This is a genomic window from Enterobacter sp. WPR_3_1, assembly GCF_003635055.1.
Lineage (GTDB): Bacteria > Pseudomonadota > Gammaproteobacteria > Enterobacterales > Enterobacteriaceae > Enterobacter > Enterobacter ludwigii.
Genome location: NZ_RBXU01000008.1, coordinates 306,339 through 332,816, shown reverse-complemented (window position 1 = coordinate 332,816; position 26,478 = coordinate 306,339). Strand labels below are relative to the sequence as shown.

Annotated in this window: 24 protein-coding genes and 1 tRNA gene; 10 read left to right on the top strand and 15 right to left on the bottom strand. The window is 53.8% G+C overall.

Annotated elements, in window-relative coordinates; translation table 11 throughout:
* The first annotated feature begins 1 nt into the window (after position 1).
* Positions 2–1,591, top strand: coding sequence for a microcin C ABC transporter ATP-binding protein YejF (yejF, locus tag BJ887_RS03355; protein WP_104440150.1), 1,590 nt, complete (start codon positions 2–4; stop codon positions 1,589–1,591).
* Positions 1,592–1,594: 3 nt separating this feature from the next.
* On the opposite strand, the gene BJ887_RS03350 is transcribed toward yejF, so the two are convergent.
* From BJ887_RS03350 to rsuA, 3 genes are all read right to left on the bottom strand, one after another.
* Positions 1,595–1,939: a YejG family protein gene (locus BJ887_RS03350; protein ID WP_014170936.1), complete on the bottom strand. Its 345-nt coding sequence runs from the start codon at positions 1,937–1,939 to the stop codon at positions 1,595–1,597.
* 280 nt (positions 1,940–2,219) lie between these two features.
* Entirely contained in the window at positions 2,220–3,416 is a 1,197-nt protein-coding gene (locus tag BJ887_RS03345) for a Bcr/CflA family multidrug efflux MFS transporter (RefSeq protein WP_014170937.1), read from the bottom strand.
* A 15-nt stretch (positions 3,417–3,431) separates the two neighbouring features.
* A complete protein-coding gene (gene rsuA, locus BJ887_RS03340; protein ID WP_014170938.1) occupies positions 3,432–4,139 on the bottom strand; it encodes a 16S rRNA pseudouridine(516) synthase RsuA in 708 nt (235 codons plus the stop codon).
* 151 nt (positions 4,140–4,290) lie between these two features.
* On the opposite strand from rsuA, the gene BJ887_RS03335 reads away from it, so the two are divergent.
* Positions 4,291–6,051 (top strand): DEAD/DEAH box helicase, encoded by a 1,761-nt coding sequence (locus BJ887_RS03335; RefSeq protein ID WP_020883178.1) that lies wholly within the window; start codon positions 4,291–4,293, stop codon positions 6,049–6,051.
* A 125-nt stretch (positions 6,052–6,176) separates the two neighbouring features.
* Entirely contained in the window at positions 6,177–6,461 is a 285-nt protein-coding gene (gene rplY, locus BJ887_RS03330; RefSeq protein ID WP_014170941.1) for a 50S ribosomal protein L25, read from the top strand.
* 53 nt (positions 6,462–6,514) lie between these two features.
* Here rplY and yejK read toward each other — a convergent pair whose 3' ends face one another.
* Positions 6,515–7,522 carry a nucleoid-associated protein YejK gene (gene yejK / locus BJ887_RS03325; protein WP_014170942.1) on the bottom strand — a complete coding sequence of 336 codons (1,008 nt, stop codon included), beginning with the start codon at positions 7,520–7,522 and terminating at the stop codon, positions 6,515–6,517.
* 134 nt (positions 7,523–7,656) lie between these two features.
* On the opposite strand from yejK, the gene BJ887_RS03320 reads away from it, so the two are divergent.
* The 5 genes from BJ887_RS03320 (at position 7,657) to BJ887_RS03300 (ending at position 10,690) form a co-directional block, all read left to right on the top strand.
* Positions 7,657–7,884: a YejL family protein gene (locus BJ887_RS03320; RefSeq protein WP_001135586.1), complete on the top strand. Its 228-nt coding sequence runs from the start codon at positions 7,657–7,659 to the stop codon at positions 7,882–7,884.
* 19 nt (positions 7,885–7,903) lie between these two features.
* Positions 7,904–9,664 carry an LPS biosynthesis-modulating metalloenzyme YejM gene (yejM, locus tag BJ887_RS03315; RefSeq protein WP_121339254.1) on the top strand — a complete coding sequence of 587 codons (1,761 nt, stop codon included), beginning with the start codon at positions 7,904–7,906 and terminating at the stop codon, positions 9,662–9,664.
* A 72-nt stretch (positions 9,665–9,736) separates the two neighbouring features.
* A tRNA-Pro gene (locus BJ887_RS03310) sits at positions 9,737–9,813 on the top strand.
* 186 nt (positions 9,814–9,999) lie between these two features.
* Positions 10,000–10,239 carry a DinI family protein gene (locus tag BJ887_RS03305; protein WP_014170944.1) on the top strand — a complete coding sequence of 80 codons (240 nt, stop codon included), beginning with the start codon at positions 10,000–10,002 and terminating at the stop codon, positions 10,237–10,239.
* A 124-nt stretch (positions 10,240–10,363) separates the two neighbouring features.
* The gene (locus BJ887_RS03300; protein WP_032669996.1) at positions 10,364–10,690 is read left to right on the top strand and encodes an NIPSNAP family containing protein; all 327 of its coding nucleotides are present in this window, start codon (positions 10,364–10,366) and stop codon (positions 10,688–10,690) included.
* A 307-nt stretch (positions 10,691–10,997) separates the two neighbouring features.
* Here BJ887_RS03300 and BJ887_RS23015 read toward each other — a convergent pair whose 3' ends face one another.
* The 4 genes from BJ887_RS23015 to BJ887_RS03280 form a co-directional block, all read right to left on the bottom strand.
* The gene (locus tag BJ887_RS23015; RefSeq protein ID WP_229216794.1) at positions 10,998–11,348 is read right to left on the bottom strand and encodes a hypothetical protein; all 351 of its coding nucleotides are present in this window, start codon (positions 11,346–11,348) and stop codon (positions 10,998–11,000) included.
* 118 nt (positions 11,349–11,466) lie between these two features.
* Positions 11,467–12,426, bottom strand: a complete 960-nt coding sequence (locus tag BJ887_RS03290) for a hypothetical protein (protein ID WP_047742938.1) — start codon at positions 12,424–12,426, stop codon at positions 11,467–11,469.
* A 621-nt stretch (positions 12,427–13,047) separates the two neighbouring features.
* Positions 13,048–14,235, bottom strand: a complete 1,188-nt coding sequence (locus BJ887_RS03285) for an MFS transporter (RefSeq protein WP_121339252.1) — start codon at positions 14,233–14,235, stop codon at positions 13,048–13,050.
* A 135-nt stretch (positions 14,236–14,370) separates the two neighbouring features.
* The gene (locus BJ887_RS03280; protein ID WP_010433451.1) at positions 14,371–14,631 is read right to left on the bottom strand and encodes a DUF2534 family protein; all 261 of its coding nucleotides are present in this window, start codon (positions 14,629–14,631) and stop codon (positions 14,371–14,373) included.
* A 209-nt stretch (positions 14,632–14,840) separates the two neighbouring features.
* Here BJ887_RS03280 and eco point away from each other — a divergent pair, with 209 nt between their 5' ends.
* Entirely contained in the window at positions 14,841–15,344 is a 504-nt protein-coding gene (gene eco / locus BJ887_RS03275; RefSeq protein WP_040018015.1) for a serine protease inhibitor ecotin, read from the top strand.
* A gap of 93 nt (positions 15,345–15,437) precedes the next feature.
* Here the strand turns inward: eco and mqo are convergent, their stop codons facing one another.
* Complete coding sequence (gene mqo, locus BJ887_RS03270) at positions 15,438–17,090, bottom strand: malate dehydrogenase (quinone) (RefSeq protein ID WP_014170951.1); 1,653 nt, start codon at positions 17,088–17,090, stop codon at positions 15,438–15,440.
* Between the two features lie 187 nt (positions 17,091–17,277).
* Here mqo and BJ887_RS03265 point away from each other — a divergent pair, with 187 nt between their 5' ends.
* A complete protein-coding gene (locus BJ887_RS03265) occupies positions 17,278–18,567 on the top strand; it encodes a SulP family inorganic anion transporter (protein ID WP_121339250.1) in 1,290 nt (429 codons plus the stop codon).
* On the opposite strand, the gene mgtE is transcribed toward BJ887_RS03265, so the two are convergent.
* The 6 genes from mgtE to BJ887_RS03235 all read right to left on the bottom strand — a co-directional run bounded on the left by mgtE (position 18,530) and on the right by BJ887_RS03235 (position 25,898).
* On the bottom strand, positions 18,530–19,966 hold the full coding sequence (gene mgtE, locus BJ887_RS03260) for a magnesium transporter (RefSeq protein ID WP_020883169.1): 1,437 nt from the start codon (positions 19,964–19,966) through the stop codon (positions 18,530–18,532). The genes BJ887_RS03265 and mgtE overlap by 38 nt on opposite strands.
* 147 nt (positions 19,967–20,113) lie before the next feature.
* The gene (locus tag BJ887_RS03255; RefSeq protein ID WP_121339248.1) at positions 20,114–21,757 is read right to left on the bottom strand and encodes a multidrug ABC transporter permease/ATP-binding protein; all 1,644 of its coding nucleotides are present in this window, start codon (positions 21,755–21,757) and stop codon (positions 20,114–20,116) included.
* Positions 21,758–21,832: 75 nt separating this feature from the next.
* Positions 21,833–22,483 carry a DNA oxidative demethylase AlkB gene (gene alkB / locus BJ887_RS03250; protein ID WP_020883168.1) on the bottom strand — a complete coding sequence of 217 codons (651 nt, stop codon included), beginning with the start codon at positions 22,481–22,483 and terminating at the stop codon, positions 21,833–21,835.
* Positions 22,483–23,541 carry a bifunctional DNA-binding transcriptional regulator/O6-methylguanine-DNA methyltransferase Ada gene (gene ada, locus BJ887_RS03245; RefSeq protein ID WP_020883167.1) on the bottom strand — a complete coding sequence of 353 codons (1,059 nt, stop codon included), beginning with the start codon at positions 23,539–23,541 and terminating at the stop codon, positions 22,483–22,485. The genes alkB and ada overlap by 1 nt, the downstream gene beginning before the upstream one ends.
* 72 nt (positions 23,542–23,613) lie before the next feature.
* Positions 23,614–24,669: an FAD:protein FMN transferase ApbE gene (apbE, locus tag BJ887_RS03240; RefSeq protein WP_014170957.1), complete on the bottom strand. Its 1,056-nt coding sequence runs from the start codon at positions 24,667–24,669 to the stop codon at positions 23,614–23,616.
* Positions 24,670–24,782: 113 nt separating this feature from the next.
* Positions 24,783–25,898 carry a porin OmpC gene (locus tag BJ887_RS03235; RefSeq protein ID WP_014170959.1) on the bottom strand — a complete coding sequence of 372 codons (1,116 nt, stop codon included), beginning with the start codon at positions 25,896–25,898 and terminating at the stop codon, positions 24,783–24,785.
* Positions 25,899–26,478 lie beyond the last annotated feature (580 nt).

The following is a 26,478-nucleotide window of genomic DNA, read 5'->3' as shown; positions in this document are numbered from 1 at the left end:
GATGACGCAGCCCCTTCTCAGTATTGATAACCTGTCGATTGCCTTTTCGAAACAGGGTGAGGCGCGTACCGTGGTCACGGAGTTGTCGCTGCAGATCCAGCGCGGCGAAACGCTGGCGCTGGTAGGCGAGTCAGGATCCGGCAAGAGCGTATCGGCACTGTCGATCCTGCGCCTGCTTCCGTCTCCGCCCGTCAGCTATCCGCAAGGCGACATTCTGTTTCACGGTCGCTCGCTGCTGCATGCCGATGAAAAAACCCTGCGCGGAATTCGCGGCAATAACATTGCCATGATTTTCCAGGAGCCGATGGTCTCCCTTAACCCGCTGCACACGCTGGAAAAACAGCTCTATGAAGTGCTGTCCCTGCACCGGGGCATGCGCAAAGAGGCGGCGCGGGGGGAGATTCTGGATTGTCTTGAACGAACCGGCATTCGCAATGCCGCAAAACGGCTGAACGATTTCCCCCATCAGCTTTCCGGCGGCGAACGTCAGCGGGTGATGATTGCGATGGCCCTGCTCACGCGACCCGAACTGTTGATTGCCGATGAGCCCACCACCGCGCTGGACGTGACGGTGCAGGCGCAAATTCTGCGGCTGCTGCGGGAGCTGCGTGACGAACTGAACATGAGCCTGCTGTTTATCACCCATAACCTCAGCATTGTGAGAAAGCTCGCCGACAGCGTCGCCGTGATGCAAAACGGACGCTGTGTCGAGCAGAACACCGCAGTCACCCTGCTGAAAGCGCCTCAGCACCCCTATACGCAGCGTCTGCTTGATAGCGAGCCCACGGGTGACCCGGTTCCCCTGCCGGCTGACAGCGCGCCGTTGCTGCGCGTTGAGGGGCTGGGCGTGTCGTTTCCTGTTCGCAAAGGGATTCTGCGGCGCATCGTCGACCAGAATCCGGTATTGAAAAATATCCATTTTTCCCTGCGTCCGGGCGAATCGCTGGGGCTGGTGGGCGAGTCCGGTTCGGGAAAAAGCACCACCGGCCTGGCACTGCTGCGCTTAATCGCCTCGCAGGGTGAGATCCTCTTTGACGGTATGCCGCTGCACAACTGGAACCGTCGCCAGATGTTGCCCGTTCGTCCCCGCATGCAGGTTGTGTTTCAGGATCCAAACTCCTCGCTTAACCCACGGCTGAACGTATTACAGATTGTCGAAGAGGGTCTGCGCGTTCATCAGCCAGCATTGACCGCCCGGCAGCGGGAAGAAGAAGTGATACGCGTTATGGCAGAAGTTGGCTTAGATCCGGATACCCGGCACCGCTACCCGGCTGAATTTTCCGGCGGTCAGCGCCAGCGTATCGCCATTGCCCGCGCGCTGATCCTCAAACCGGAGCTGATCATTCTGGATGAACCGACGTCGTCGCTGGACAGAACCGTTCAGGCTCAGATCCTGGCATTACTGAAAGGATTGCAGGAAAAGCACAGGCTGGCCTATATCTTTATCAGCCATGATTTACAGGTTGTGCGGGCGTTATGCCATCAGGTGATTGTGTTGCGACAGGGAGAAGTGGTCGAGCAGGGAGAGTGCCAGCGCGTATTTGCTGCGCCAACGCAGAGCTACACGCGCCAGCTGTTGTCCGCAGACTAGCGCTCAGAAAGGATACTGGCCCGAGAAAGGCTCAGCGATAGCAACACCAAAGTTTTTCAGACGGCAGGTCGCGGCAAATTCATCCTGGCTTTTCACGAACAGGCAGGGTTCACCTTCACACTCTAGTACGGAGCTGTCCACTTCAATATCCGTCAGGGCCTCGCTGAGACGCTCCATGACTCGCCATGCATTTTCGTCGCTCGGGCTCAGCAACTTAAGTGCAACCAGACAATTCTCGCAACCCGCGACGCTTTGCGGAATCGGTTCAACTTTCGAACCTGCAAAACCCGCCGACCAGCGATAGCTCTGGGGCAAGCGATGGACTATGGAGAGTTGTAATGTATTCACGTTCGTTCCCCGGAAGCAAAATTTACTTCACAATTTATTTACATTTATAGTAACACATCATCGCCAGCCTGCACTATTCGGCGCTTTTTTATAGGTGTTCAGGCTCGCGTCGGCGCTATATGTACCCGTTTCTGCGATCTAACTCAACCTTTTTAAATACAATGATGTGACTTTTTACACAAATAGATTTTACATAAAAGAAACAAACACAGGGTAAACGAACGCAGCTTTGGTTGATGTGTGTCAACAAAAAAGGCCCTGACTGGGCCTTATTTGCGCGTTAGCTGGCCACCTTTCGCGGCCGACTGGCGTAGAGATAGAAAAGAATGGAGCTGGTTGCACAAAACGCCATCGCCCACAGCATCGGCCAGGCCGTATTAAACGTGGCCATCGACAGTAACGCCCCGACGATGGCGCCGATGCCAAAGCGGAATGTTCCGGCTAGCGACGAGGCGGTGCCTGCCATATGCGGGAATTCGTCGAGGATCACCGCCATCGCATTGGAGGAAACCATCGACACGCAGCCGACGAAGGCCGCAACCCCCACCACCAGCGCCCAGAAGCCCACGCCTGTAAAAGCACTCAGCACCAGCCAGATAGCCATCACAAACTGGATCCAAAGCCCGGCGCGGAACATGTTCAACGCCCCGACTCGGCGGACAAAGCGGCTGTTAATGATGGTCATAATGAACAGGAAGACGATGTTGAGCGCAAAGTAATAACCGAAGTGCTGCGGAGAAACATGGTTCAGTTCGATATAGACAAACGGCCCGGCGCTCAGGAATGAGAACATCCCGGCGAAGCTGAAACCGCTCGCCAGCATATAGCTCAGCACGCGCTTATGGCGAAACAGTGAGGCGAAATTCCCCATTGTGGTTCGGATGTGGAACTTCTGTCGGCGCTCCGCGGGTAGCGTTTCATCAATAAAGAAGAAGATCATTGCCGAAGCCAGCAGCGCGGCAAGCGCCAGGATCCAGAAAATCACATGCCAGCTGAACCATACCAGTACCGCACCACCGGCCATAGGGGCCACCAGCGGTGCAATCGTCGTCACCAGCATCACAAACGACATCATCCGGGAGAACTCTTCTTTCGGGTAGATATCGCGCATCAGGGCATTGATCACCACGCTTGCCGCTGCCGCCGCCAGACCGTGGAAAAAGCGCATGACAATCAGTTGATCGATGGTTTGCGCCTGCGCACAGGCCACCGCCGCCCCTGCAAAAATCAGGGTCCCGCCAAGAATAACGGGCTTGCGGCCAAAACTGTCCGCCATCGGGCCATAAAACAGCTGACCGAGGGCAAAACCGAGAATATAGGTGCTGAGCGTCATCTGCGCGCTGCCTGCCGGTACGCCAAACTGCGCGGAAATAACCGGCAGCGCAGGCAGATACATATCAATAGACAGCGGCATCAGCATGGCCAGCAGGCCAAGAATGAAGACGATTTTGAACGACGAGTGTGGCCTGGTGGTCACAGAGTTCTCCTGAAATTAATGCGAAGGCAGACCAACGCTGGCGATCTCTTCTTCCGTTAACGGGCGATATTCGCCGGGCGCCAGCTCAGGATCGAGTTCAATTGCGCCAATACGTTCACGATGCAGACCGACAACGTGGTTACCCACCGCGGCAAACATACGCTTCACCTGATGGTAGCGCCCTTCACTGATGGTCAGACGAACCTCGGTAGGCGCGATCACTTCAAGCACGGCAGGCCGGGTCAAATCTTTTTCATTATGCAACTGAACGCCGTTGGCAAATTGTTCTGCCGTGTCATCCGCGACCGGAGACTCCAGCGTCACCCGATACGTCTTCTCACAGTGATGGCGCGGAGACGTGATACGGTGTGACCACTGCCCGTCGTCGGTCATCAGCACCAGCCCGGTGGTGTCGATATCAAGACGGCCAGCGGCATGCAGCTTGTGCGCGACCGGTTCGTCGAGGAAATAAAGCACCGTTGGATGATCCGGATCGTCCGTAGAACAGACATAGCCTTCCGGCTTATTGAGCATGAAATAGCGCGGCCCGTGCTGTTGGGTCAGCGGGTTGCCGTCATATTCAACCTGATGGTCAGGCTGGAGTTTGAATGCAGTGTCTTTCACAATGTCGCCATCCACGGTAACGCGGCTGGCGCGAATTTCACGCCCGGCAATAGCGCGGCTTACGCCGAGTTGCTGAGCGATAAACTTATCAAGTCGCATGAAATCTTTTTAGCCTTAATGGTGCTGGAAGTCGGACAACAGGTCCGAAAAAGAAGCAGTCTGGAATGGCTCAGTATAATGGTCTGGTTGCGCCACTCAAGGGAAAAAGTTTCGTGGCATACTATATGCGAAATAACTAAACCGAGACCCCATGACTTTTACACTTCGTCCTTATCAGCAGGAAGCCGTTGACGCCACTCTCGCCTGGTTTCGTAAACACCAGGCACCGGCGGCCATTGTGCTTCCGACCGGTGCTGGCAAAAGCCTGGTGATCGCCGAACTGGCGCGTCTGGCACGCGGACGCGTGCTGGTGCTGGCCCACGTCAAAGAGCTGGTGGCGCAGAACCATGCCAAGTATTGCGCGCTCGGGCTGGAAGCTGACATTTTCGCTGCCGGGCTAAAGCGCAAAGAGAGCCACGGCAAAGTGGTCTTTGGCAGCGTACAGTCGGTGGCCCGCAACCTTGATCTGTTTCGCAGTGAATTTTCGCTGCTGATTGTCGACGAGTGTCACCGCATCAGCGATGACGACGACAGCCAGTATCAGCAAATCCTCACTCACCTGAAAGAGGTGAACCCGCACCTTCGCCTGCTTGGCCTGACGGCGACCCCGTTTCGCCTGGGTAAAGGCTGGATCTATCGCTACCATTATCACGGCATGGTGCGCGGCGATGAGAAAGCGCTGTTCAGCGACTGTATCTATGAACTTCCTTTGCGCTACATGATCAAGCATGGCTACCTGACGCCGCCCGAGCGGCTGGACATGCCGGTGGTGCAGTACGATTTCAGCCGGTTACAGGCGCAGAGCAACGGGTTATTCAGCGAAGCGGAGTTGAACCAGGAGCTGAAAAAGCAAAAGCGCATTACCCCGCATATCATTAGCCAGATAGAAGAGTTCGCCGCGACGCGCAAAGGGGTCATGATCTTTGCCGCCACCGTGGAGCATGCGCGAGAAATTACCGGGCTGCTGCCCGCCGAGGACGCGGCCTTAATCACCGGCGAGACGCCCGGGCCGGAGCGCGACCGCCTGATCGACGCCTTCAAAGCGCAACAATTCCGCTATCTGGTGAACGTGTCGGTGTTAACCACCGGGTTTGATGCCCCGCATGTCGATCTGATTGCCATTTTACGTCCGACCGAATCGGTCAGTCTTTATCAGCAGATTGTGGGGCGCGGCCTGCGCCTGGCGCCCGGGAAAACCGACTGTCTTATTCTGGATTACGCCGGAAACCCGCACGATCTCTACTCTCCGGAAGTCGGCACGCCAAAAGGCAAAAGCGACAACGTCCCCGTTCAGGTCTTTTGCCCTGCCTGTGGTTTTGCCAACACCTTCTGGGGTAAAACCACCGCAGACGGCACGCTGATTGAACATTTTGGCCGCCGCTGTCAGGGCTGGTTTGAAGATGACGAAGGACATCGCGAACAGTGCGATTTCCGTTTCCGCTTTAAAAACTGCCCGCAGTGCAATGCGGAAAACGATATTGCCGCCCGTCGCTGTCGCGAATGCGATACGGTTCTGGTCGATCCTGATGACATGCTAAAAGCAGCGCTGAAGTTAAAAGATGCGCTGGTGCTGCGCTGTTCCGGTATGGCACTGCAACCCGGCGCGGATGACAAAGGCGAGTGGCTGAAAATCACCTATTACGATGAAGACGGCGCAGACGTCAGCGAGCGCTTCAGGGTACATACGCCTGCCCAGCGTATGGCCTTCGAACAACTCTTTATTCGCCCACACACCCGTACGCCCGGTGTACCGCTGCGCTGGATTACCGTGGCCGATATCGTGCGCCAGCAGGTGTTACTGCGCCACCCGGATTTTGTTGTGGCTCGTATGAAAGGACAGTTCTGGCAGGTTCGGGAAAAGGTGTTTGATTACGAAGGCCGTTTTCGTCGCGCCAACGAATTGCGCGGTTAAGGGGACTTTTCATTGATGTGAGGGGCATTTGAGTATAAAATGCCGCCCGCTTCATATCCGTGAAGCAGAACACTCACCTGCTGCTGGGTCGCCTGTAGTAGGGTTTAAAATACAGAGAGAAATCAATGTTTACTATCGAAGCAGAAGTACGTAACGTGCAGGGTAAGGGTGCGAGCCGCCGCCTGCGTAACGCTAACAAGTTCCCGGCTATCGTTTACGGTGGCGAAGCTGCTCCAGTTGCAATCGAACTGGATCACGACAAAGTGTGGAACCTGCAGAACAAACCTGAATTCTACAGCGAAGTTCTGACCATCGTTGTTGGCGGTAAAGAAGAAAAAGTGAAAGTTCAGGCTGTTCAGCGTCACGCGTTCAAGCCAAAAGTCACTCACATCGACTTCGTTCGCGCGTAATCGCAAACACGTCGAAAAAAAGCCCCGCTTCTGCGGGGCTTTTTTTATGCCTGTTATTTCCCGCCAGAGGTGCGGCGCTGAAGCTGATCGCGCAGGTTCGGCGGCGTGCCTTTAATGGTCAGCGTATCGGTGGCCGGATCCCAGAAGATGCGTTCACCCAACAGCATGGCATCAAAGTTGATGGTCAACCCACCGCCGCTACCGGCAAATTTAGTGAGCTGTCGCAGCGTACTGCGATCCGCCGGGAAGCTCTCTTCGAGCTCATAGCCTTTATCAGCGGTAAATTCCTGGAAGCTGACTTCACTGACGCCCGCCAGCTCTTTTGACAGCGACTCCAGCTCAATCTCTTCTCCCGCCTGCAGCTGTTCGTTGCAGTAACTGTACACCTGCTGGCGCACGGTCTGACGCTCAGATTTATCGAGCTGCGCTTCGGCGGTAAAGTCGTCAACCGCTTGCAGCAGCCCTTTGTTCTGCGCTTTGGCGTTAAGACCTTCGCTGGCGCCGAGGAAGTCCATAAAGAAATCAGCCACTTTACGGCCGACGCGGCCTTTCAGGAAGGTCAGGTAGCGGGTCGATTCCGGGTTCGTTTCCCACTCGGTTAAATCGATACGCGCCACGATATCCGCATGGTTGATATCAAGATAATGGGTAGAGCTGATATCCAGCTGCTCATTCACGCGCATGCTGCTTAAATTGTTCAGCACGGTGACCAGCAGATACTCTACTGCCAGGTAACGATAATGACAGAACAGGACGATACCGCCGTCTGCGAACGGGTATTTTGCCAGTTCGTCACGCAGACGTCCGGTGGCGGCGCGGCTAAACGCCAGGAAATCCTCTTCGCCCTGACGCTGCAGACGAAGACTATCAGCCAGTTCGCTCTCTTCGCTGAACAGACCATAGGCTTTATTTTTAGCACTGTAGACGCGGTGCAACTCCGCCATCATTTCCACAACGGTCGCCGTGGGTTCCAGTAACGAATCGCGAAGCACCACTTCAAGGGTTTGCTCATCACGCTTGATAAGCTGGTGCAAGGCAATCTGGTTGATTTCCAGACTCATGATAAACTCTCCTTTTAGACCGGGCGGTATTCAACCACCACCAGGTCATGTGTGCAACAACAGATAAAAAAGGGGAAAAAAAGCTGTCGCTACGGTAATATGTTGCCCTTTCATCAACAAACTGATTTTGATTTATGCCACAACATTCCCGCTACAGTGATGAACACGTTGAACAACTGCTCAGTGAGCTGGTCAACGTACTGGAAAAACATAAAACGCCGACCGATCTCTCCCTGATGGTTTTGGGAAATATGGTCACCAACCTTATCAATACCAGCGTTGCTCCGGCTCAGCGTCAGGCGATCGCCAAATCTTTCGCCCAGGCGTTACAGTCCTCCGTCAGCGACGACCAGGCCCATTAAGGGAAACGAACAACAGTTTATGGTGACGAATCGTCAGCGCTACCGTGAAAAAGTCTCCCAGATGGTCAGCTGGGGACACTGGTTTGCCCTGTTCAACATTCTGTTAGCGTCGGTCATTGGCTGTCGTTATCTGTTTGTCGCAGACTGGCCGACAACGCTAACCGGGCGTATTTACTCCTGGATGAGCGTTGTGGGTCACTTTAGCTTTTTGGTTTTCGCCACCTATCTGCTGATCCTGTTCCCCCTGACGTTTATCGTCATGTCGCAGCGGCTCATGCGTTTCTTGTCCGCTATCCTCGCGACGGCGGGGATAACGCTGCTGCTTATCGACAGCGAAGTCTTTACCCGTTTTCACCTGCATCTCAACCCCATCGTCTGGGAACTGGTGATCAACCCGGATCAAAACGAAACGGCCCGTGACTGGCAGCTGATGTTTATCAGCGTTCCGGTGATCCTGCTTATTGAGATGCTGTTTGCCACCTGGAGCTGGCAAAAACTGCGCAGCCTGACCCGGCGCCGCCATTACGCGAAGCCCGTTGCGACGCTCTTTTTCGTCTCCTTTATTAGCTCGCACATCATGTATATCTGGGCGGATGCGAACTTCTATCGCCCTATTACCATGCAGCGCGCTAACCTGCCGCTCTCTTATCCGATGACGGCCCGCCGTTTCCTCGAAAAACACGGCCTGCTGGATGCGCAGGAGTATCAGCGCCGTCTGGTCGAACAGGGTAATCCGGAAGCGGTCAGCGTTCAGTATCCGCTGAGCGAACTACGCTATCGCGATATGGGCCGCGGGCAAAACGTCCTGTTAATCACCGTCGATGGCCTGAATTATTCACGTTACGAGAAGCAGATGCCTGCTCTGGCTGATTTCGCCAGTAAGAACGTGACGTTTACACAGCATATGAGTTCCGGTAACTCGACCGACGCGGGTATCTTTGGTCTCTTCTACGGCATTTCAGCCGGATACATGGACGGCGTGCTATCCGCCCGTATTCCTGCGGCACTGATCACCGGGCTTAATCAGCAGGGTTATCAGTTAGGGCTATTCTCATCGGATGGCTTTAACAGCGCGCTCTATCGCCAGGCGCTGCTGTCAGACTTCTCACTGCCGGCGGCACAGAGCCAGACAGATGAACAGACCGCCAGTCAGTGGATAAGCTGGCTGCAACGCTACGCCCAGGAAGATAACCGCTGGTTCTCGTGGGTTGCCTTAAACGGCACCAACCTTGAGGACACGAATCAGAAAAGCTTTGCGCGCCGCTATAGCCGCGCTGCCGGTGATGTGGATGCACAAATCGGCCGCGTGCTCGACGCGTTGCGCGAGTCTGGCAAGCTGGATAACACCGTCGTGATCGTCACGGCCGGTCATGGTATCCCGTTGGGTGACGAGACGAAGAGCATGGAGTGGTCGCGTCCAAATCTGCATGTTCCGCTGGTGATCCACTGGCCGGGAACGCCGGCGCAGCGCATTAATATGCTGACTGAACATAAAGATGTGATGACGACCCTGATGCAACGTCTGCTGCACGTCAGCACGCCAGCAAACGAATATTCACAGGGGCAGGATCTCTTCAGTGCCACCCGCCGCCATAACTGGGTGACGGCTGCCGGAGAGAGCACGCTGGTGGTGACTACGCCAGCGCTGACGCTGGTGCTGAACAACAATGGGAAGTATCAGACGTATAATCTGCAGGGTGAGCGGTTGAAAGACCAAAAACCGCAGCTGAGCCTGCTGCTGCAGGTTCTGACGGATGAGAAGCGCTTTATCGCTAACTGATTAATTATAAACCAGTTAGCAACAGATTCCCTTGCATTCAAAACGGAATCGAGTAGTATTCTTTTTATGCGTCGGCACGTAGCGCAGCCTGGTAGCGCACCGTCATGGGGTGTCGGGGGTCGGAGGTTCAAATCCTCTCGTGCCGACCAAAAATACTCTTTAAAACCAGCCGGTTATGGCTGGTTTTTTTATTGCTTAATTTCTGATGGGAATTAGTACCTGTAGTTTCAGCACCAACGGTCGACAACCCCCCCTTAAAACACTCCGCCACGCTTGACGCTGTATATTTTTACAGTAAAAATACCTCCCCCACTTGAAGTTATTACGGAGGTTTTATGTTTGTTGAATTGGTTTACGATAAGCGAAATGTTCAGGGCCTGGATGGAGCCAGAGAAATTATATTGGCCGAGCTTACGAAGCGAGTGCATAACATCTTCCCTGATGCTGAAGTGAAGGTTAAGCCTATGCAGGCTAACGGACTCAATAGCGATGCCAGCAAAAGCGATCGTGAAAAGTTGAACCGCATGCTGGAGGATATGTTTGAAGAGTCTGATATGTGGCTTACAAATGAATAAATTTCTTTGAAGCCCTCATATCGAATGTACTGGCGCGGACTTTAGCTGATAATTTTCCTTTGTGTAACACAATAACATTGGACAATCGACTTAGTGCGATACACCAACGTCTGGAGCAGTGATGATGAAAACAGTCGAGATACTGCAATACAATTTACACAAAGGCACCGGACCATTTTTTCATAACGTCATGGCAGAAATTAGCGTTCCTCTACATCAACGCCACGGCATCGATGTGGTGTCGTTTGGTAACTCTCTGCACGATCTTGATTGCTACTATCTCATTCGAGCCTTTGAAAGTATTGAAAATATGAATACGGTGCTTAATTCTTTCTACGCGAGCGCAGACTGGCGCTGCGGGCCTCGTGAGTCCATCATTGACTGCATTGAAACAAGCATTAAGACAGTAATTGATCTGCCACGAGTAAGTGTGGATGGGCTACGAGTGTAAGTCCAAATCTGTTACGTCGCGATTGAGCGTTTACTGCCATATTAGGTTTGGTTCGGTGTATTGAAACTGCCAAAACAAGTCTGAGCTGATACATATCTAACCCTGCCCTGATCCCCATTGATTAACACACCGCGATGTTTGTAATGTCTTCATAAGCCACATGAGGACATCACCAGGAAGAAGCGTTTTTCCGACCAACATATTCTTGAAAACCAACCCTTCCGGGTTGTTTTTTTATTTCTGCAAAGGGAAATGGGTGTCATGTCACTCACTGTAAAAAAAGGGCCCGTTTAGGCCCCCTGATGCGTTACTGTTTCACTTTGATCTTTTCCTCATTGATGACGTTTAGCGCTGCTGCGGTGCAATCACCCTGAGCGATCCTGAGCGTACCCGCCTGTTGGCGTTGCTCCAACAATGCGGAAAGCGTGTTGTAAACTTTCGTTTCGTGGTGGGCCTGTGCATAGCCCAACGCCTCGCAGATTTGAAAATCTGACATTGCCGCAACACGTTTACCATTCCCCCCCATGAAAGGCCGGGTGCTTAATGCATCCGTTTCGGGTTGAGAAGCAATGCAACATCCTGTAGTAGTCACCGCTGCCAGAATGATTAATATCCACTGAGCCTTTTTCATCAGTAACGCTTTTTTTAAGGGTTTCACTTAAAATACTTCCCAAATTCGACATGTTGTCGCCTGATTTCTTTCAGGTTTGCCACTATTCCAGCCATACACCAGCCACTGACAACCCCCAAAAACCACCCCATCAAGAGATTGACTATCACCAGTGACCCACGTTTCTGGAGCCAGACTGCGCGCTACCACCACCAATATGATTGCCACCGCCTAAGCCGTGGGCGCTGTTGCTGTTGGCTGCATTGTTGCTGCCGTTCCCCGTTCCATGCTCATGTCGTGAGTTATTACGGCTATGATCGCTTCCCTGACGCTGAGAGACGATCAACGCGTCTACATGCGGAACTGCGATTTGCACGTTCGGATCGACTTTGGCGATCTCCCCTGCGGTGGTGGTAGTGGTGACACCGTTAACCGTGATATTCACAGGCGTCCCCGGCTTCATACTGGATACAGCAACGTTAATCGAGCCCGTGTCTTTTGTTATGGCAACACTTGTAACGTTATCAGGTGCTTTCGTGGTGGCTGGAGTATGAGTAAGCGAGGGCGCAGTAACCGCCGTGCCAGCGGGTAAGGCTGGTCCTGTTGTCGCTTGCTGCATAGACACCACTGCGGCGCGGTAAGTTGTGCCTGTGATTTGTGGCGCAGCCACTGCAGACGTTTTGGTGGCGTCAGGGGTGTTAACGGCAGTTCCAGCAGGTAAGGCTGGCCCTGTAGTGACTTGCTGCATTGAAATCACAGCGTTCCGGTAAGTCGTACCCGTAATGTGTGGCGTTTTCTGCTGCAGGGGTTGCGGCGTTCTTTGTGTTACAGGTCGCGGCGCATCGGGAGCCGTTTCAGTTGCCTGTACTGCATTAATACGATCGCCTGCAGTGCGTAAGCTGTTTTCGATGTCCCCTAAACGGGCCATATTTTCAGGTGAACGGTCGGCATTGTAAGCCTTTAATGCAGCCTGCTTATCCTCCATGGCCTGATTGGCTTCATTGCGAATCGACTGAATAGCAGTGGCTTTTTCATCCATGGTCATGAAATTAGAAGCGAAGGCGTTCACACTTCCGCATGAAAGCGCAATTATTACGGATAAAGAAATGATAGAATGGCGGTTCATTACAATAATTACCTTTAATTTACGTTAAGGGAAAACAGAAACAACAATTAACTACCCCGGCACATGTCGGGGACTTTTTTCAACAAACGAAACAAGCACTTCAAACCGCGCATAATAACGACTGTAAACGATTACACATTTGATATTTATCAATATCCCTAATTCAAATCGTAGAAATAACAATCAACTCAACCCCTACATTTCCCTGTTAATTCGCTTCAAAACATCTCTATTGTTATCGCAACCAATCATTTTTTTAGTGAATAACACTCAGACTGTGAATTTTTCCGGTTCATTATCCTGCATAAAAAAGTGAAATAATGTTTCAGTGCGCGTGCATTGACGTAAAGAAAGCATCCTTCCTCTGGATAAAGCGCCCTGTCCCTGCATAGCTGATACGGCCCAAGCCAGACACCGTCAGCAATACAGAGAGGGATACATGCCCGGATTTCACGCGATAAGCGGTCTGATAATTGAACAACGTGGCGGTATCGCGGGGGGTCTAACTACAGAGGCAGGAATTTATTGGAATTGATGACAGGGCTGGTTGAATCAACATGAATGCTGTCCAGCCCTGATTCGTACGACTAAAAAAAGAAAAGCATTTTAATAACCGTATTCTTACCGCACTTCGGCAGGCGTTTTACGCAGATAAAGCAGCGTCAGCAAACAAATCACCGCGCCGGCATAAAAGGTATATTCTGCGCCCCACAGTTCCCAGATAGCGCCGGCACCCACGCTGGCCATCAGTAACCCGACCCCGCAGACCATACTGAAAAGACCAAACGCCGTACCGCGCAAATCCGCAGGCGCTGTTTTGGCCACCATCGCGGCCAACAGCCCCTGAGTCATCCCCATATGCATGCCCCAGAGCGCAACGCCGACAATAATACCGGTCCAGTGGGTACTCAGGGCCAGAACGACATCAGCGGCAATCAAAACGACTAGCCCCCACTGCAGAAGCCGGGTATGGCTCATACCATCAGAGAGTTTGCCAAACGGATAGGCCGAGAAAGAATAGATCACGTTCATCACCACCATCACCAGCGGGATTAAGGCCAGGGGAACGCCAGACTGTTGCGCACGGAGGACAAGAAAAGCCTCGCTAAAACGTGCCAGTGTGAATACCGCCCCCAGGCCAATGACCCACCAGCACGATTTTCCCAGCCGCGTTAAATTCTCTCTTTTGATGGGATTAGTGCGTTTATGTTCGACAGGGGTTTTCGGCTCCTTCAGGCCGAAATACAGCAGCGCAACCGAAAGAAAGCCGGGGATCAGGGCTATCCAGAAAACCGCGCGAAAATCATTGTGTAGCAGCAGCATTAACCCCACGGCCAGTAGTGGCCCCAGAAATGCGCCGGTGGTATCCATAGACTGACGCAGGCCATATGCCGCCCCACGCAGTTCCGGCGGGGTGATATCTGCAACCAGCGCATCCCGTGGAGCACCGCGGATCCCCTTCCCCGCACGATCCATCAGGCGCGCTCCTAAAACCATCCCCGAAGAGGATGCGAGGGCGAAAAAGGGTTTGCTCAGCGCACCGAGGCCATACCCGAGTAGCGCCAGCCCTTTACGCTTGCCAAGATAGTCGCTAATCGCCCCCGAAAAGACTTTGATAAAGAGAGCGGTAGCCTCCGCGAGCCCTTCAATCAGGCCGATAACCAACACGCTCGTTCCCAGCGTAGTCACCATAAACAGTGGAAGCAGGCTGTGAATACTCTCTGACGAGATGTCCATCAACATACTGACGCCACCCACTACCCAGACCCCTTGAGGGATCCGGCTGAGTACCGTAAATCTGGAAAGCATCTGTAACTCCTGCTCTGAAAATAGTGGCCTGACTGCTTACAGAATAGGATACGACGGATTAAAAACCTGAGGAAGAACAACGAGCCAATAAAAAAGCCAGCGCTCAGGCTGGCTTTTTTATCGCAGGAAAGACGTTTAGTGTTTATCACGCCCACCCAGGAAGAAAATGCCCAGCGGAATGGCAAGCAGCACGGTGAACACCAGGCTATAAACAAAGATCATCGCTGATTGCAGGACATACATGCTGGTCGTCCAGGCAGAGAGAGGAATGTTGTACTGTTCAATAACGCCAACAATGGTTGCCCGCCCAACGCACGCGGCAGCAATCATAAACACAACCAGTAACGCCAACAGGAACTTGCGGCCTTCAGGTGTTTTCAGTTTTGCACGTACCATCTCTCTCTTCCCTTCACAGATGAATAACATTATGTGGCGCTTAAAATAACACGATCTGCCGCCAGACTCCAATGCAGTACAAACAACCACTAATTGCGCATTAATAGAGTTTTATACGCTGCCAATATTGAAAATGTAAGTAAATTACACCAACCATTCACGAACATTATGTTAACCTGTGCCTGATAGTTTGACATAAAGGAATGACTGTGAAAAAAGCACCTCAATTTGCCATTGCCCTGATTGCCGCCGCATGCGTTAGCACCAGCGCTTTCGCCAGCGACACCCCTAAAGCGCAGCCTCTGGAAAAAGTAGCGCCTTATCCGCAAGCGGAAAAAGGGATGAAGCGTCAGGTCATTCAGTTACCCGCTCAGCAGGATGAAGCGAATTTCAAAGTGGAACTGTTAATTGGCCAGACGCTGGAAGTGGACTGCAACCAGCACCGTCTGGGCGGTCAGCTGGAAAGCAAAACCCTGGAAGGTTGGGGCTACGACTATTACGTCTTTGATAAAGTGACGTCTCCGGTTTCGACCATGATGGCCTGCCCGGATGGCAAGAAAGAGAAAAAATTTGTTACCGCGTATCTGGGTGACAACAGTCTGCTGCGCTATAACAGCAAGCTGCCAATCGTCGTTTATACGCCTGCAAACGTGGAAGTGAAATATCGCGTGTGGAAGGCGGAAGAAGAGACGGGCACGGCAGAAGTCCGTTAAGGATAAGCCGGGTGGCGACTTCGCCTGACCCGGCCATGGTACTGTGCGGTTAAATAAGCCGGGTAAGCGCTAACGCTACCCGGCTTTTTCACATCAAAGTGCGATATCCGCGACCGGTTTGTTTTCCGCCTGAGGCTTCAGCTCTGCCTTCGGTGCTGCGTCAGCAGCAGCTTGCGGCTTCACATATTGCAGTTGCAGAACGCGGCTGGTGTATTCCAGTTCCTGTTCCGTCGCGTCAACGTTACCGTTCAGCTTAGTGCCGTAAGAAGGAATAATGGTTTTCAGTTTTGCCTGCCATTCCGGGCTGGCAACTTTGTCTTTAAACACTTTTTCCATCAGATGCAGCATGATTGGCGCAGCGGTAGAAGCCCCCGGTGACGCGCCCAGCAGCGCAGCAACAGTGCCTTCTTTGTCACTGACCACTTCGGTACCCAGACGCAGTACACCGCCCTCTTTCGGATCGCGTTTGATGATCTGCACACGCTGACCCGCCTGCCATAAACGCCAGTCTTCTTTCTTCGCCTGCGGATAGTACTCTTTCAGCGCGTCAAAGCGTTCATCGTCAGAGAGCATCACCTGGCTAATCAGGTATTTCACCAGATCGAAGTTATCGAGACCGACGTCCATCATGGGCTTAACGTTAGAGGTGGTGGTCGCACTCAGCAGGTCCCACAGGGAACCGTTTTTCAGGAACTTCGTGGAGAAGGTCGCGAATGGCCCGAACAGCACCACACGTTTACCGTCAAGCACGCGGGTGTCGATGTGCGGAACGGACATGGGTGGCGCGCCAACGGAAGCCTGACCGTAGACTTTTGCCAGGTGACGATTCACCACTTCCGGGTTTTCAGACACCAGGAACTGACCGCCCACCGGGAAGCCTGCGTAATCGTCCGCTTCCGGAATACCGGTTTCCTGCAGCAGTTTCAGCGCCGCGCCGCCCGCACCAATAAAGACAAACTTCGCCTTGATGACGTGCTCTTCTTCATTGTGTTTCAGATCGGCAACGGTCACGCTCCAGCTGTTATCCGCATTGCGCTTGAAACCACGCACTTCGGTGCTGAGCTGCAGATTAAAGTTCTCTTTTTTCTGCAGGGAACCTACCAGCTGGCGGGTAATTTCGCCGTAGTTCACGTCAGTACCAATTTCAGTACGGGTCGCGGCGACTTTCTGGTTCGGGTCACGACCTTCCATGACCAGCGGAGCCCACTCTTTAATCTGCGCGTGATCTTCGGAGTATTTCATGCCGCGGAACAGCGTGCTCTGCTGCAGAGCCGCATAGCGCGCACGCAGGAAGTTAACGTTCTGCTCGCCCCACACAAAGCTCATGTGCGGCACGGTGTTGATGAAGGAGTGCGGATCGTGCATTACGCCGCTGTTCACCTGGTGAGACCAGAACTGGCGAGAAATCTGGAATGCTTCGTTGATCTCAACCGCCTTCTCGATACTAATGGAACCGTCCTTTTTCTGCGGTGTGTAGTTCAGTTCCATGAGTGCCGAATGGCCCGTACCGGCGTTGTTCCAGCCGTTCGAGCTCTCCTGCGCCACGCCATCGAGGCGCTCGACCATGGTCATAGACCAGTCTGGCTGCAGTTCTTGCAGATAGGTTCCCAGCGTGGCGCTCATAATACCGCCACCAATTAAAAGGACGTCCGTTTCCTGCTCTTTTGGCGTGTCAGCTTTTGCCGCCATTGAGACGGTATTCAGCCCCACGGCCAGAGACAAGAGCATGGCAGTCATTTTTTTCATAATTTATGCCTTAGTGTAAAAGTGCGTGATGCGTGGAAATTGCAGGTGAAAAAAGCTGCGCGGGAACGGTAACAACTTTTAAATGGTGTTTAAAGGTTAAGAAATTATTGTAATTGTGAAATTTAATGATGGATTGTTTGTGAGGGATTACCTATGCGGCTGGCAAAAGGCGGCTTTTCTGGCTAGTATGTTGCGTTTTGTGATCGCGCGCACGGAAGCCTGCCCTAACCTGCGAAGTGTTATGTCATTACCCGATTCTTCTTTACCCCATGAAGGCCATGTCGCCTCGGTGTTACGCTCTCCCCGGCTGCTGATGCGTGAAACGCTGGCGGGCGTGATTACTGCCCTGGCGCTTATTCCTGAAGTGATTTCGTTTTCTGTCGTGGCAGGGGTTGATCCTAAAGTCAGCCTGATTGCTTCCGTGGTGCTGTGTCTTGCCCTGTCCGTGCTCGGCGGCCGCCCGGCAATGGTCACGGCGGCAGCGGGTTCCGTGGCGCTGGTGATTGGCCCGATGGTGCATCAGCATGGCGTGCAGTACATTTTGCCGGCCGTTCTGCTGGCCGGGGCGATCCAGATCCTCTTCGGCGTGCTCGGTATGGCGCGACTGATGCGCTTTATTCCGCAGTCGGTGATGACCGGGTTTGTTAACGCGCTCGGTATTTTGATTTTCTTCGCCCAGGTTCCTCATTTCTGGAGCCGAAGCCCGCTGATTGTGGGCCTGTTCGTGCTGACGCTGCTGATCGTCCTCTGGGTGCCCCGCTATATCAAAAGTATCCCCGCGCCGCTTATTGTCATTGTGGTGTTAACCCTGTTTACCGTGACCACCGGGCAAATCCTGCCGACCGTGGGTGACGAAGGCACCATGAGCGGTGGCCTGCCTGGGCTGACGCAGCTGCTTGTCCCGCTGAACACCGATACGCTGAGCATTATCTGGCCATGCGCATTAAGCATTGCATTTGTGGGTCTGCTGGAGTCGCTGCTGACGGCAAAACTGGTGGATGAGCTGACGGCGAGCCCGTCCGGCAAGCGCCGCGAAAGCATTGGTCTGGGCATCGGTAACATTCTGGCCGGCTGGTATGGCGGTATCGCAGGCTGCGCCATGATTGGTCAAACCATCGTCAACGTGGAGATGGGCAAAGGCCGCAGCCGCATTTCCACTGTTGCGGCCGGTCTGGTGCTTCTGGTGCTGGTGACGGCGCTGAGTGAAGTGATGGCCCGCATCCCGATGGCCGTGCTGGCCGGGATTATGGCGATTGTCGCCGTCAAAACCTTCAGCTGGCATAGCCTGCAGCCCGCGACGGTGAAAAATGCCCCCATTGCGGAAACGGTCGTGATGCTGGTGACCGTTGCAACCACGGTTTCAACCGGCAACCTGGCCATTGGTGTGCTGGGCGGGATTATCGTGATGGCACTCCTTCCCGCCCGAATTAAGCGTCGGGTTAAAGAAGAAAAAGCGTTGCCAGCCCAAGAAAAATAAAGAAGCCGCCCGTATCGGTGATGGCAGTGATCATGACGCTCGACCCCACTGCGGGGTCGCGCCCGAGCTTTGTCATCGTCAACGGGATGATGACGCCCATCATCGACGCAACCAGCAGGTTCAGCACCATCGCCAGCATCATCACGCCGCCTAATGCCATATCGTCGTACAGCCACCAGGTAATGCCGCCCATAATTCCGCCCCACACCAGGCCATTAATCAGCGCCACGCCCATCTCTCTGAAGATCAGGAAGGCAAAGTTACCCGGCTGAATGTTCTCCAGCGCCAGCGCGCGAACAATCATGGTGATGGTCTGGTTGCCGGTGTTGCCGCCTATCCCGGCCACAATCGGCATCAGCGAGGCTAACGCGACCAGCTGCGAAATGGTATGTTCGAAGCCATCAATCACGCGGGAGGCGATAAACGCGGTACAGAGGTTAATGGCAAGCCAGGCCCAGCGGGTTTTGACCGCCTTGCCCACGGAGGCATGGACGTCATCTTCGGCGCTGATCCCACCAAGCGCACGCAGATCGTTATCGGTCTCTTCGTAGACCACGTCAACGATCTCATCGATTGTCAGACGTCCCATCAGCTTGCCGACCGAGTCCACCACCGCCGCACTCACGAGGTCGTCACGTTCGAAGGTACGCGCGGCTTTTTCCGCGTCATCCTCCGGCGAGAAGACCATCGGCTCGTTTTCCATGACCTCGCTCACCCGCCGCTGAGTGCTGTTGAGCAGGATCGTTTTCAGCTCCAGCTCACCGAGCAGGGTTTTATCCCGCGAGGTCACGAACAGTTTATCGGTGTTGTCGGGCATACTGCCCAGGCGGCGTAAATAGCGCTGCACCGTGCCGAGCGTGACGTCCGGGCGCACCGTGATGACGCCAAACTCCATAATTGCGCCAACGCTGTGTTTATCGTAGTGCATCACCTGGCGCACGCGCGCCCGCTCATCGGCAGGCAACGAGGCCAGCAGTCGGCCGGTCAGGTTACGCGGCAGGTGTTGAACAAGGTAAATCTGTTCGTCGATATCCAGCGTTTGCAGGGCATCAAGAATATCCCGGTCGCTCATCTCATCGATAAGATCATCCCAGACGTTTTCCGACGCCTCCAGCAGCACCTGCCCGCGCTCGTGATCCTGCACCAGACGCCACAGGGCGTGACGCTCTTCCGAGGGAAGTGCTTCGAGGGTATCCGCCAGGTCGGGCGGAGGCAAATGGGCAACCAGTGCACCTACCTCAGCAATATCGTCGGCTAAAGTGCCGACATCATATTGCTCAGCCAGGGTCAGTTTGCCCAGTAACGCAGAAGTGACCGCTTTATCGGTCGTGAGAAGCCAGATGAGACGCGCACGTTCCTGGTCACGCTGCCGGGCGCTGTTTTTCTTTAATACCGACATCAATCATAAATCCATGAAATGAGATGGCATTAAGCATAGCGCGGGGATATGTAAATAAGAATAAACAACGGGACGGGATGCATAAAAAAGCGGCACATCGGCCGCGATTTTATCCCCTCTCCCGGTTGGAGAGGGGCAGACGAGACATCAGGCCGTGCGCGCTACCGCATCACGAGACGCCGCATCGCGCTCCTCGCCGGTCAACTCGCTGAGCTTGCCGTCGCGCATCTCCAGCAGACGGTCGGCATGAATGAAGTAGTGATCGTCATGGCTGATGGCGAAAATAGTTTTGCCCATCGCCTTCATCAGCGGCAGTAACACCTGATAAAACTCGCGGCGGAAATGCGGGTCCTGGTCTGCCGCCCATTCATCAAGCAGGATGATGTCACGCTCTTCAGCCAGTGCCAGCAGCAGCGCCACGCGCTTTTTCTGCCCCTTCGAGAGTTTCAGGTTCAGGATTTTACCGTCCTGAAGCTCAAGCTTATGGGAAATCTGCAGTTGCCCAAGCCATTTCTCCACCAGCGCAGGGTTAGCCTGCTGCCCTTCCGGCCCCAGCAGGTGATCAAAGAGCCAGACATCGGTGAAGACCGCCGAGAAGAGCTTGCGATAATCCTCAGGTTTCTCAGCGCTCAGCGCTTTGCCATCCAGCAAAATCTCGCCCGATTGCGGCTGATATAAACCGGTGAGCAGCATCGCCAGCGTGGATTTTCCGCTACCGTTACCGCCAATCAGGAACAGCAGTTCGCCGCGATGAATCGTCAGGTTTACCGGTCCGACGGCAAAAGCGTTGTCCTGATAGCGGAACATGACGTTACGCAGTTCCAGGGTTTGCCAGTTCGGGAAGGCCTGCGGGCGTGGGAATTCGGCTTTAAACGGTGCGAGATCGAATTTATTGAGCTTGTTAAACGCCACCTGAGCGCTCAGCAACGTTGGCAATGCGCCCACGGCGGAGAGGAGCGGTGTACGCAAAAACAGCAGCGTCAGTGAATAGGTCGCCGCGACGTTGGTATCCGCCCATCCCAGACTGTTCGCCATCCAGAAAACCAGGCCAATGGCGCCCAACATCATAATGTTCGACCAGTTCACCGCGCTCAGGTGGAAGGTATCGGCGCGAATGATGTGATGCCGGTATTCGCGGGCATCGGGAATATAGAGATGGTTAAAGATATGCTCGGCACGCTCGCGATTCAGGGTCAGCTCTTTACGCCCTTCCAGCACGGTCTGGTAATCGTTATAGAGCTTATCCTCGGTTTCACGCAGCACCGCCATGTGTTTATAGACGCGCGACACCAGCAGAAAACCGCCCCAGATGGTGATAACAATCCACAGCGCAGTGACAGCCAGCATTTTTGTGGAGAGCCAGGCGAGATACGCCGCCGAACCAAAGGTCAAAATAATGCCCTGCACCAGCTCCGGCAGACGAACGAAGGCAATGGTAATGGCGCGCACGTCGCTGGTCAGCCCTGCCAGCAGGGAGGCACTTCCAAGCTGCTCAACGCGTTCTACCTGCGTGTCCAGAATACGCTTGATAAATTCACTGCGCAGACGGAAAACGAAATGGTGTCCCAGCGCCGTCAGCGCCAGCTGCGAGCCGAGCGTCACCGCCATCAACAGCAGTAGCAGGCCAAGAAACTCCGGCAGGACGGCGAGTGAGGTATCGACCATTTCAATCAAGCGCACGTTAATAAACGCGATCAGGCCGATACCTAACGCGGCGCTGGCGAGGCTTAACGCCATGACGGCAATGAAGGGCCAGCGATACTGACGCCAGACGAGGAGAAGTAGTTGCATGCAGGCAATCCGGGCAATAAAAATCAGCCAGCAGTTTAAACTGCCGGACGGTTACATCAAGAATAATTCTTATTTTTATTGGCCACGGGATGCCTGCCGGAACGTCAGGTTAAGACGGAACTCGCCGGTCTGAGGATGTACTCCCGGTTTGAGGGGCTGAATGCCGTGATAAAAAAGCCGCGATTCCCTGCCCCAAACCACCACATCACCGTGCTCCAGCATGAGCCGTTTCAGCGGATCGTTACGGCGTAATCCGCCAAACTGGAAGACCGCGGGCAGGCCTAAGGATACCGAGACGATCGGCGCGCGCAGATCGGGTTCATCCTTGTCCTGATGCAGCGAGAGCTTTGCCCCCACGGCGTAGCGGTTAATCAGACAGGCATCCGGGCGAAAGTCGGCATAGCCCGCTTCAACGGCGGCGTCATGGCAGAGCGCCCGAAAAACGTCAGGCATCGGCGGCCATGGCTGGCCGGTTACAGGATCGCCCGGGGCATATACATAGCCCTGCGCGTTTGTCGCCCAGCCCAGTTCCCCGCAGTTCGTCATCGCCACCGACATGGTGTACCCCCCGGGTGTCACCATGTGTCGAAACGGCGAGACCGCCGCCACCTCATCGATGCCGGCAAGCAGCGCCGCCGCGCGGGAAAGCGCAAAGCGGCGCAGGATCACCGCGCCGGGCGCAAGGGGCTCCTGCCAGGGTTCCGCATCCGCAAAAAGATCGAGCATTATCCCTCCGGGTTCTTTGCCTCACGTTTCAGTAACAACGCCTTTCGTTCTGTCCCCCAGCGGTAGCCTGAAAGCGCACCGTCGTGACGAACAACACGGTGGCAGGGGATGATAACGGCCAGTTTATTTGCGGCACAGGCTCCCGCCACCGCACGGACAGCGCCTGGGCTACCGATCGTCTGCGCCACCTGGCGATAACTTGCCGTTTCACCGCGGGGAATGTCACGAAGCGCCTGCCACACACGCTGCTGGAAAGCGGTGCCCCGAATATCCAGCGGAAGTGCCAGCGGCACGGTATGGTCATCGATAGCGCTAATCACCCGCTCAATACGCCGGGCGAATTCTCCTTCCAGCGTTTCTCGCTCTGCTTTTGGAAACAGCGTCAAAAGCTCCTCGGTTAATGTCGCATCGTCGTCACCCAGCAGAATCGCGCAGATCCCGCGCTCGCTTTCACCCACCAGGCAACGGCCTAACGAACACTCACCAATCGCATAACGCACCGCCACATCCCCTTTCCGGTACTGCTTCGCCGTCATGCCCAGCGCAGCGTTGGCTTGACGATAATAGCTGCTGCTGTCAGGAAACCCGGCGGCCAGCACGGCATCGGTAATTTTGTCCCCCTGCGCAAGCGCGGTACGCAGGCGTTGTACCCGCGCCGCCTGTTGCCAGGCTTTAGGCGTCATACCGGTAACGGACTTAAACAAGCGGTGGAAGTGGAAAGGACTCATGGCGACCTGCTGCGCCAGCATTTCCAGCGTTAACGCGGGATCGCGCTCCAGCAGACGGCAGGCATGTTCAACTTTTGCCAGCGTCTGTTCCTGCGGATCGCGTTTGTCCGGCTGACAGCGTTTACACGGGCGAAACCCTGCCTGAAGGGCATGATCTACATCGGGGTAGAAGCGGACATTTTTACGTAACGCGTGGCGGGCACGGCAGGACGGACGACAGACGATCCCCGTCGTTTGCACGGCAAAGACAAACTGATCGTCAGCACGTGGATCGCGAGCCAGCACGGCCAGCCAGCGATCGTCATCGGTAGTAAAGGTCGGGTTTTTCATCATCAGCTCCTCTTACAAGCATACATACAGCGTGCCCGAGTGCCACTGATTAAAAACCCGCAACCTTGCTTTTTAATTCTTATCACTCACCAGGAAGCTGTCGAACTGCGGCGAACTCCAGGTTTTGAAGCCATCAGCCTCTTTGGTGATCATATAGACAGCCAGTCCTTCCTGGCGGACCACCTCTTTGGCTTTCTCCGGACCGAGGACCATTAACCCGGTATCCCAGGCATCGGCTTCCAGCGCGGTGGGGGCAATGACCGTCACCGAGACCAGATTATGCGCGATTGGGCGGCCGGTCTGCGGATCGATGACATGCGAAATCCGCTTCCCGTCGAGCTCATAATAGTTACGGTAGCTCCCGGAGGTGCTGATACCGTGACCGTTGATATCCACAATCGCCTGTACGGCGTTTTGCTGGTCGGTCGGTTTTTGAATCGCCACTCGCCACGGATTACCGCTGGCATTCATGCCGCGGCTGACTAACGCACCGCCCACGGACACCAGGTAACGCGAAATACCTTCCTGGGCCATCAGCGCGGCCAGATGATCTGCCGCATACCCTTCCCCTACCGTCGACAGATCAACAAACAGATCGGGAATATCTTTTTGCAGGTACTGTTGCCCGTACTGGTTGATCACCGTCAGGTGCTGCAACCCTGTCCGGGCGCGGGCGTCATCTATCGCCGCCTGGTCAGGCGTGGTGACAGGTTGCTTGTTCGGGCCAAACCCCCACAGGTTAACCAGCGGCCCCACGGTCACGTCCATCGCGCCGTTGGTCTTGTAGCCCACGCGCATTGATTCGGTCACGATATCGGCCATTGCTTCGCTCACCGGCCACAGGGAAGTACTGGTGGAGAGGTTAAAGCGCATCAGCGCAGAGTCATTTTTGTAGGTCGAAAGAAGCTGATCGTCGGCGTCCAGCTGCGACTGAATTTTGCTGCGAAGTTCGTCAGCGCGTGTCTTATCGAGATTCATCACGCTGACACGCCAGAATGTGCCCATCGTTTTGCCTTCCAGCACCGTCGCCGCGGGAGCATCCGTTTTGGCCACAGGCGTGGAAGAGTCACATGCTGTCAGGAAAAAAAGTATAGCCAGGAAGCTGGCGCGTAAAAAAGTCATGTCCATTCATTATTATCCTCATGCCAGGGCGGCAAGAGTACACCAAAAGGGTGAATTGTAAGAACCGAAAAGGCACGAAAAAGGGGCCATAAGGCCCCCTTTGTCACACGATGAAGCGATTAGAACTGGTAAACCAGACCCAGCGCTACGATATCATCAGTACCGATACCCGCCTGACGGGTGAATTCATTTTCATCAACCAGGTTGATTTTGTAATCAACGTAGGTGGACATGTTTTTGTTGAAGTAGTAAGTCGCGCCAACATCAACATATTTCAGCAGATCCTGATCGCCGTAACCTTCGATGTCTTTACCTTTGGACTGCAGGTAAGCCACAGATGGACGCAGACCGAAGTCGAACTGGTACTGAGCAACCACTTCGAAGTTCTGTGCTTTGTTAGCAAAGCCGTAAATGTCGCTGCTGCTCTGAGAGTTACCGAAACGGGTTGCGTTATAGGTCTGAGAGTACTGCGCCGCCAGGTAGATGTTGTTGGCGTCGTATTTCAGGCCACCAGAGTAAACTTCAGCACGATCGCCTTCGCCTTTCAGCGCCAGGTTAGTGGTGTCGTTCTGGTCAGCAGTACGTTTAGAAGAAGACATCGCACCACCGATGCTGAAGCCTTCGCCCAGGTTGTAGGTCACAGACGCGCCGTAACCGTCACCGTTCTGTTTCAGGGTGCTACGACCGGAATCGTTTTCACCGCTTACGCTGCCGTTTTTACCCTGATACTGCAGAGCAAAGTTCAGGCCATCAACCAGACCGAAGAAGTCCTGGTTACGGTAGGTTGCTACGCCGTTAGCACGGGATTGCAGGAAGTTGTCTGCACCGTAGGTGTCGCCGCCAAATTCTGGCAGAACGTCAGTCCAGGACGTTACGTCGTAGATCACACCGTAGTTACGACCATAATCGAAAGAACCCGCGTCAGCGAATTTCAGACCCGCGAACGCTACACGCGTCCAGGACTGGTTGTCGCTTTCAGAGGTGTTGCCCTGAATCTGGTATTCCCACTGGCCGTAACCGGTCAGCTGATCGTTAACCTGGGTTTCGCCTTTGAAGCCAAGACGCATGTAAGTCTGGTCGCCATCATTGCTCTTGTCGTCAGAGAAATAGTGCAGACCATCAACTTTGCCGTACAGATCTAATTTGTTGCCATCTTTGTTATAAATTTCAGCCGCATTTGCTGCGCCTGCCACCAGCAGAGCTGGTACCAGGAGGGACAGTACTTTAACTTTCATTTTATTAACCCTCTGTTATATGCCTTATAATTGCCACTGCTTACTGATTAACCCTCATTAACCAGTCGGCAATTTCATTCTCCGCAAAATTACAGAATAATCCAACGGGAATATGATACGAAAACTTTGAAAATGTTTCATTTCACGATAAACATGTTTCAAAATGTAAATATCAAGGAACTTTTACAAAGCACAGAGAGCTTAAGAATTTAGCACTTATCATCAAGCGAGAAGAAAAAACATTTAAATTCAGTAAACTACATTAAAAATATTTACAGCACTGAATGACAAAACAAGATCGGCCGTTATCTCTAAAATAACTCTCGCTATCATCATTAACTTTATTTATTACCGTCATTCAGATTTGAATGTCTGTTTATCCCTAATTCTACCGAATGCCTGGCATTCGGTTTTTTTTTACCTTTCTTTACGTAGCATGCGTTTTTTTGTGCTACCGCACTGAAATTGTAACGACTATTAACTAAATTCGTTTCCTCTCTCCTCGAGAACCGCGTCATTACTGCAAATCTCAATTTCTTGTTAATTCGTGCTATTTACCGATATGTATCGGGTTTTATTT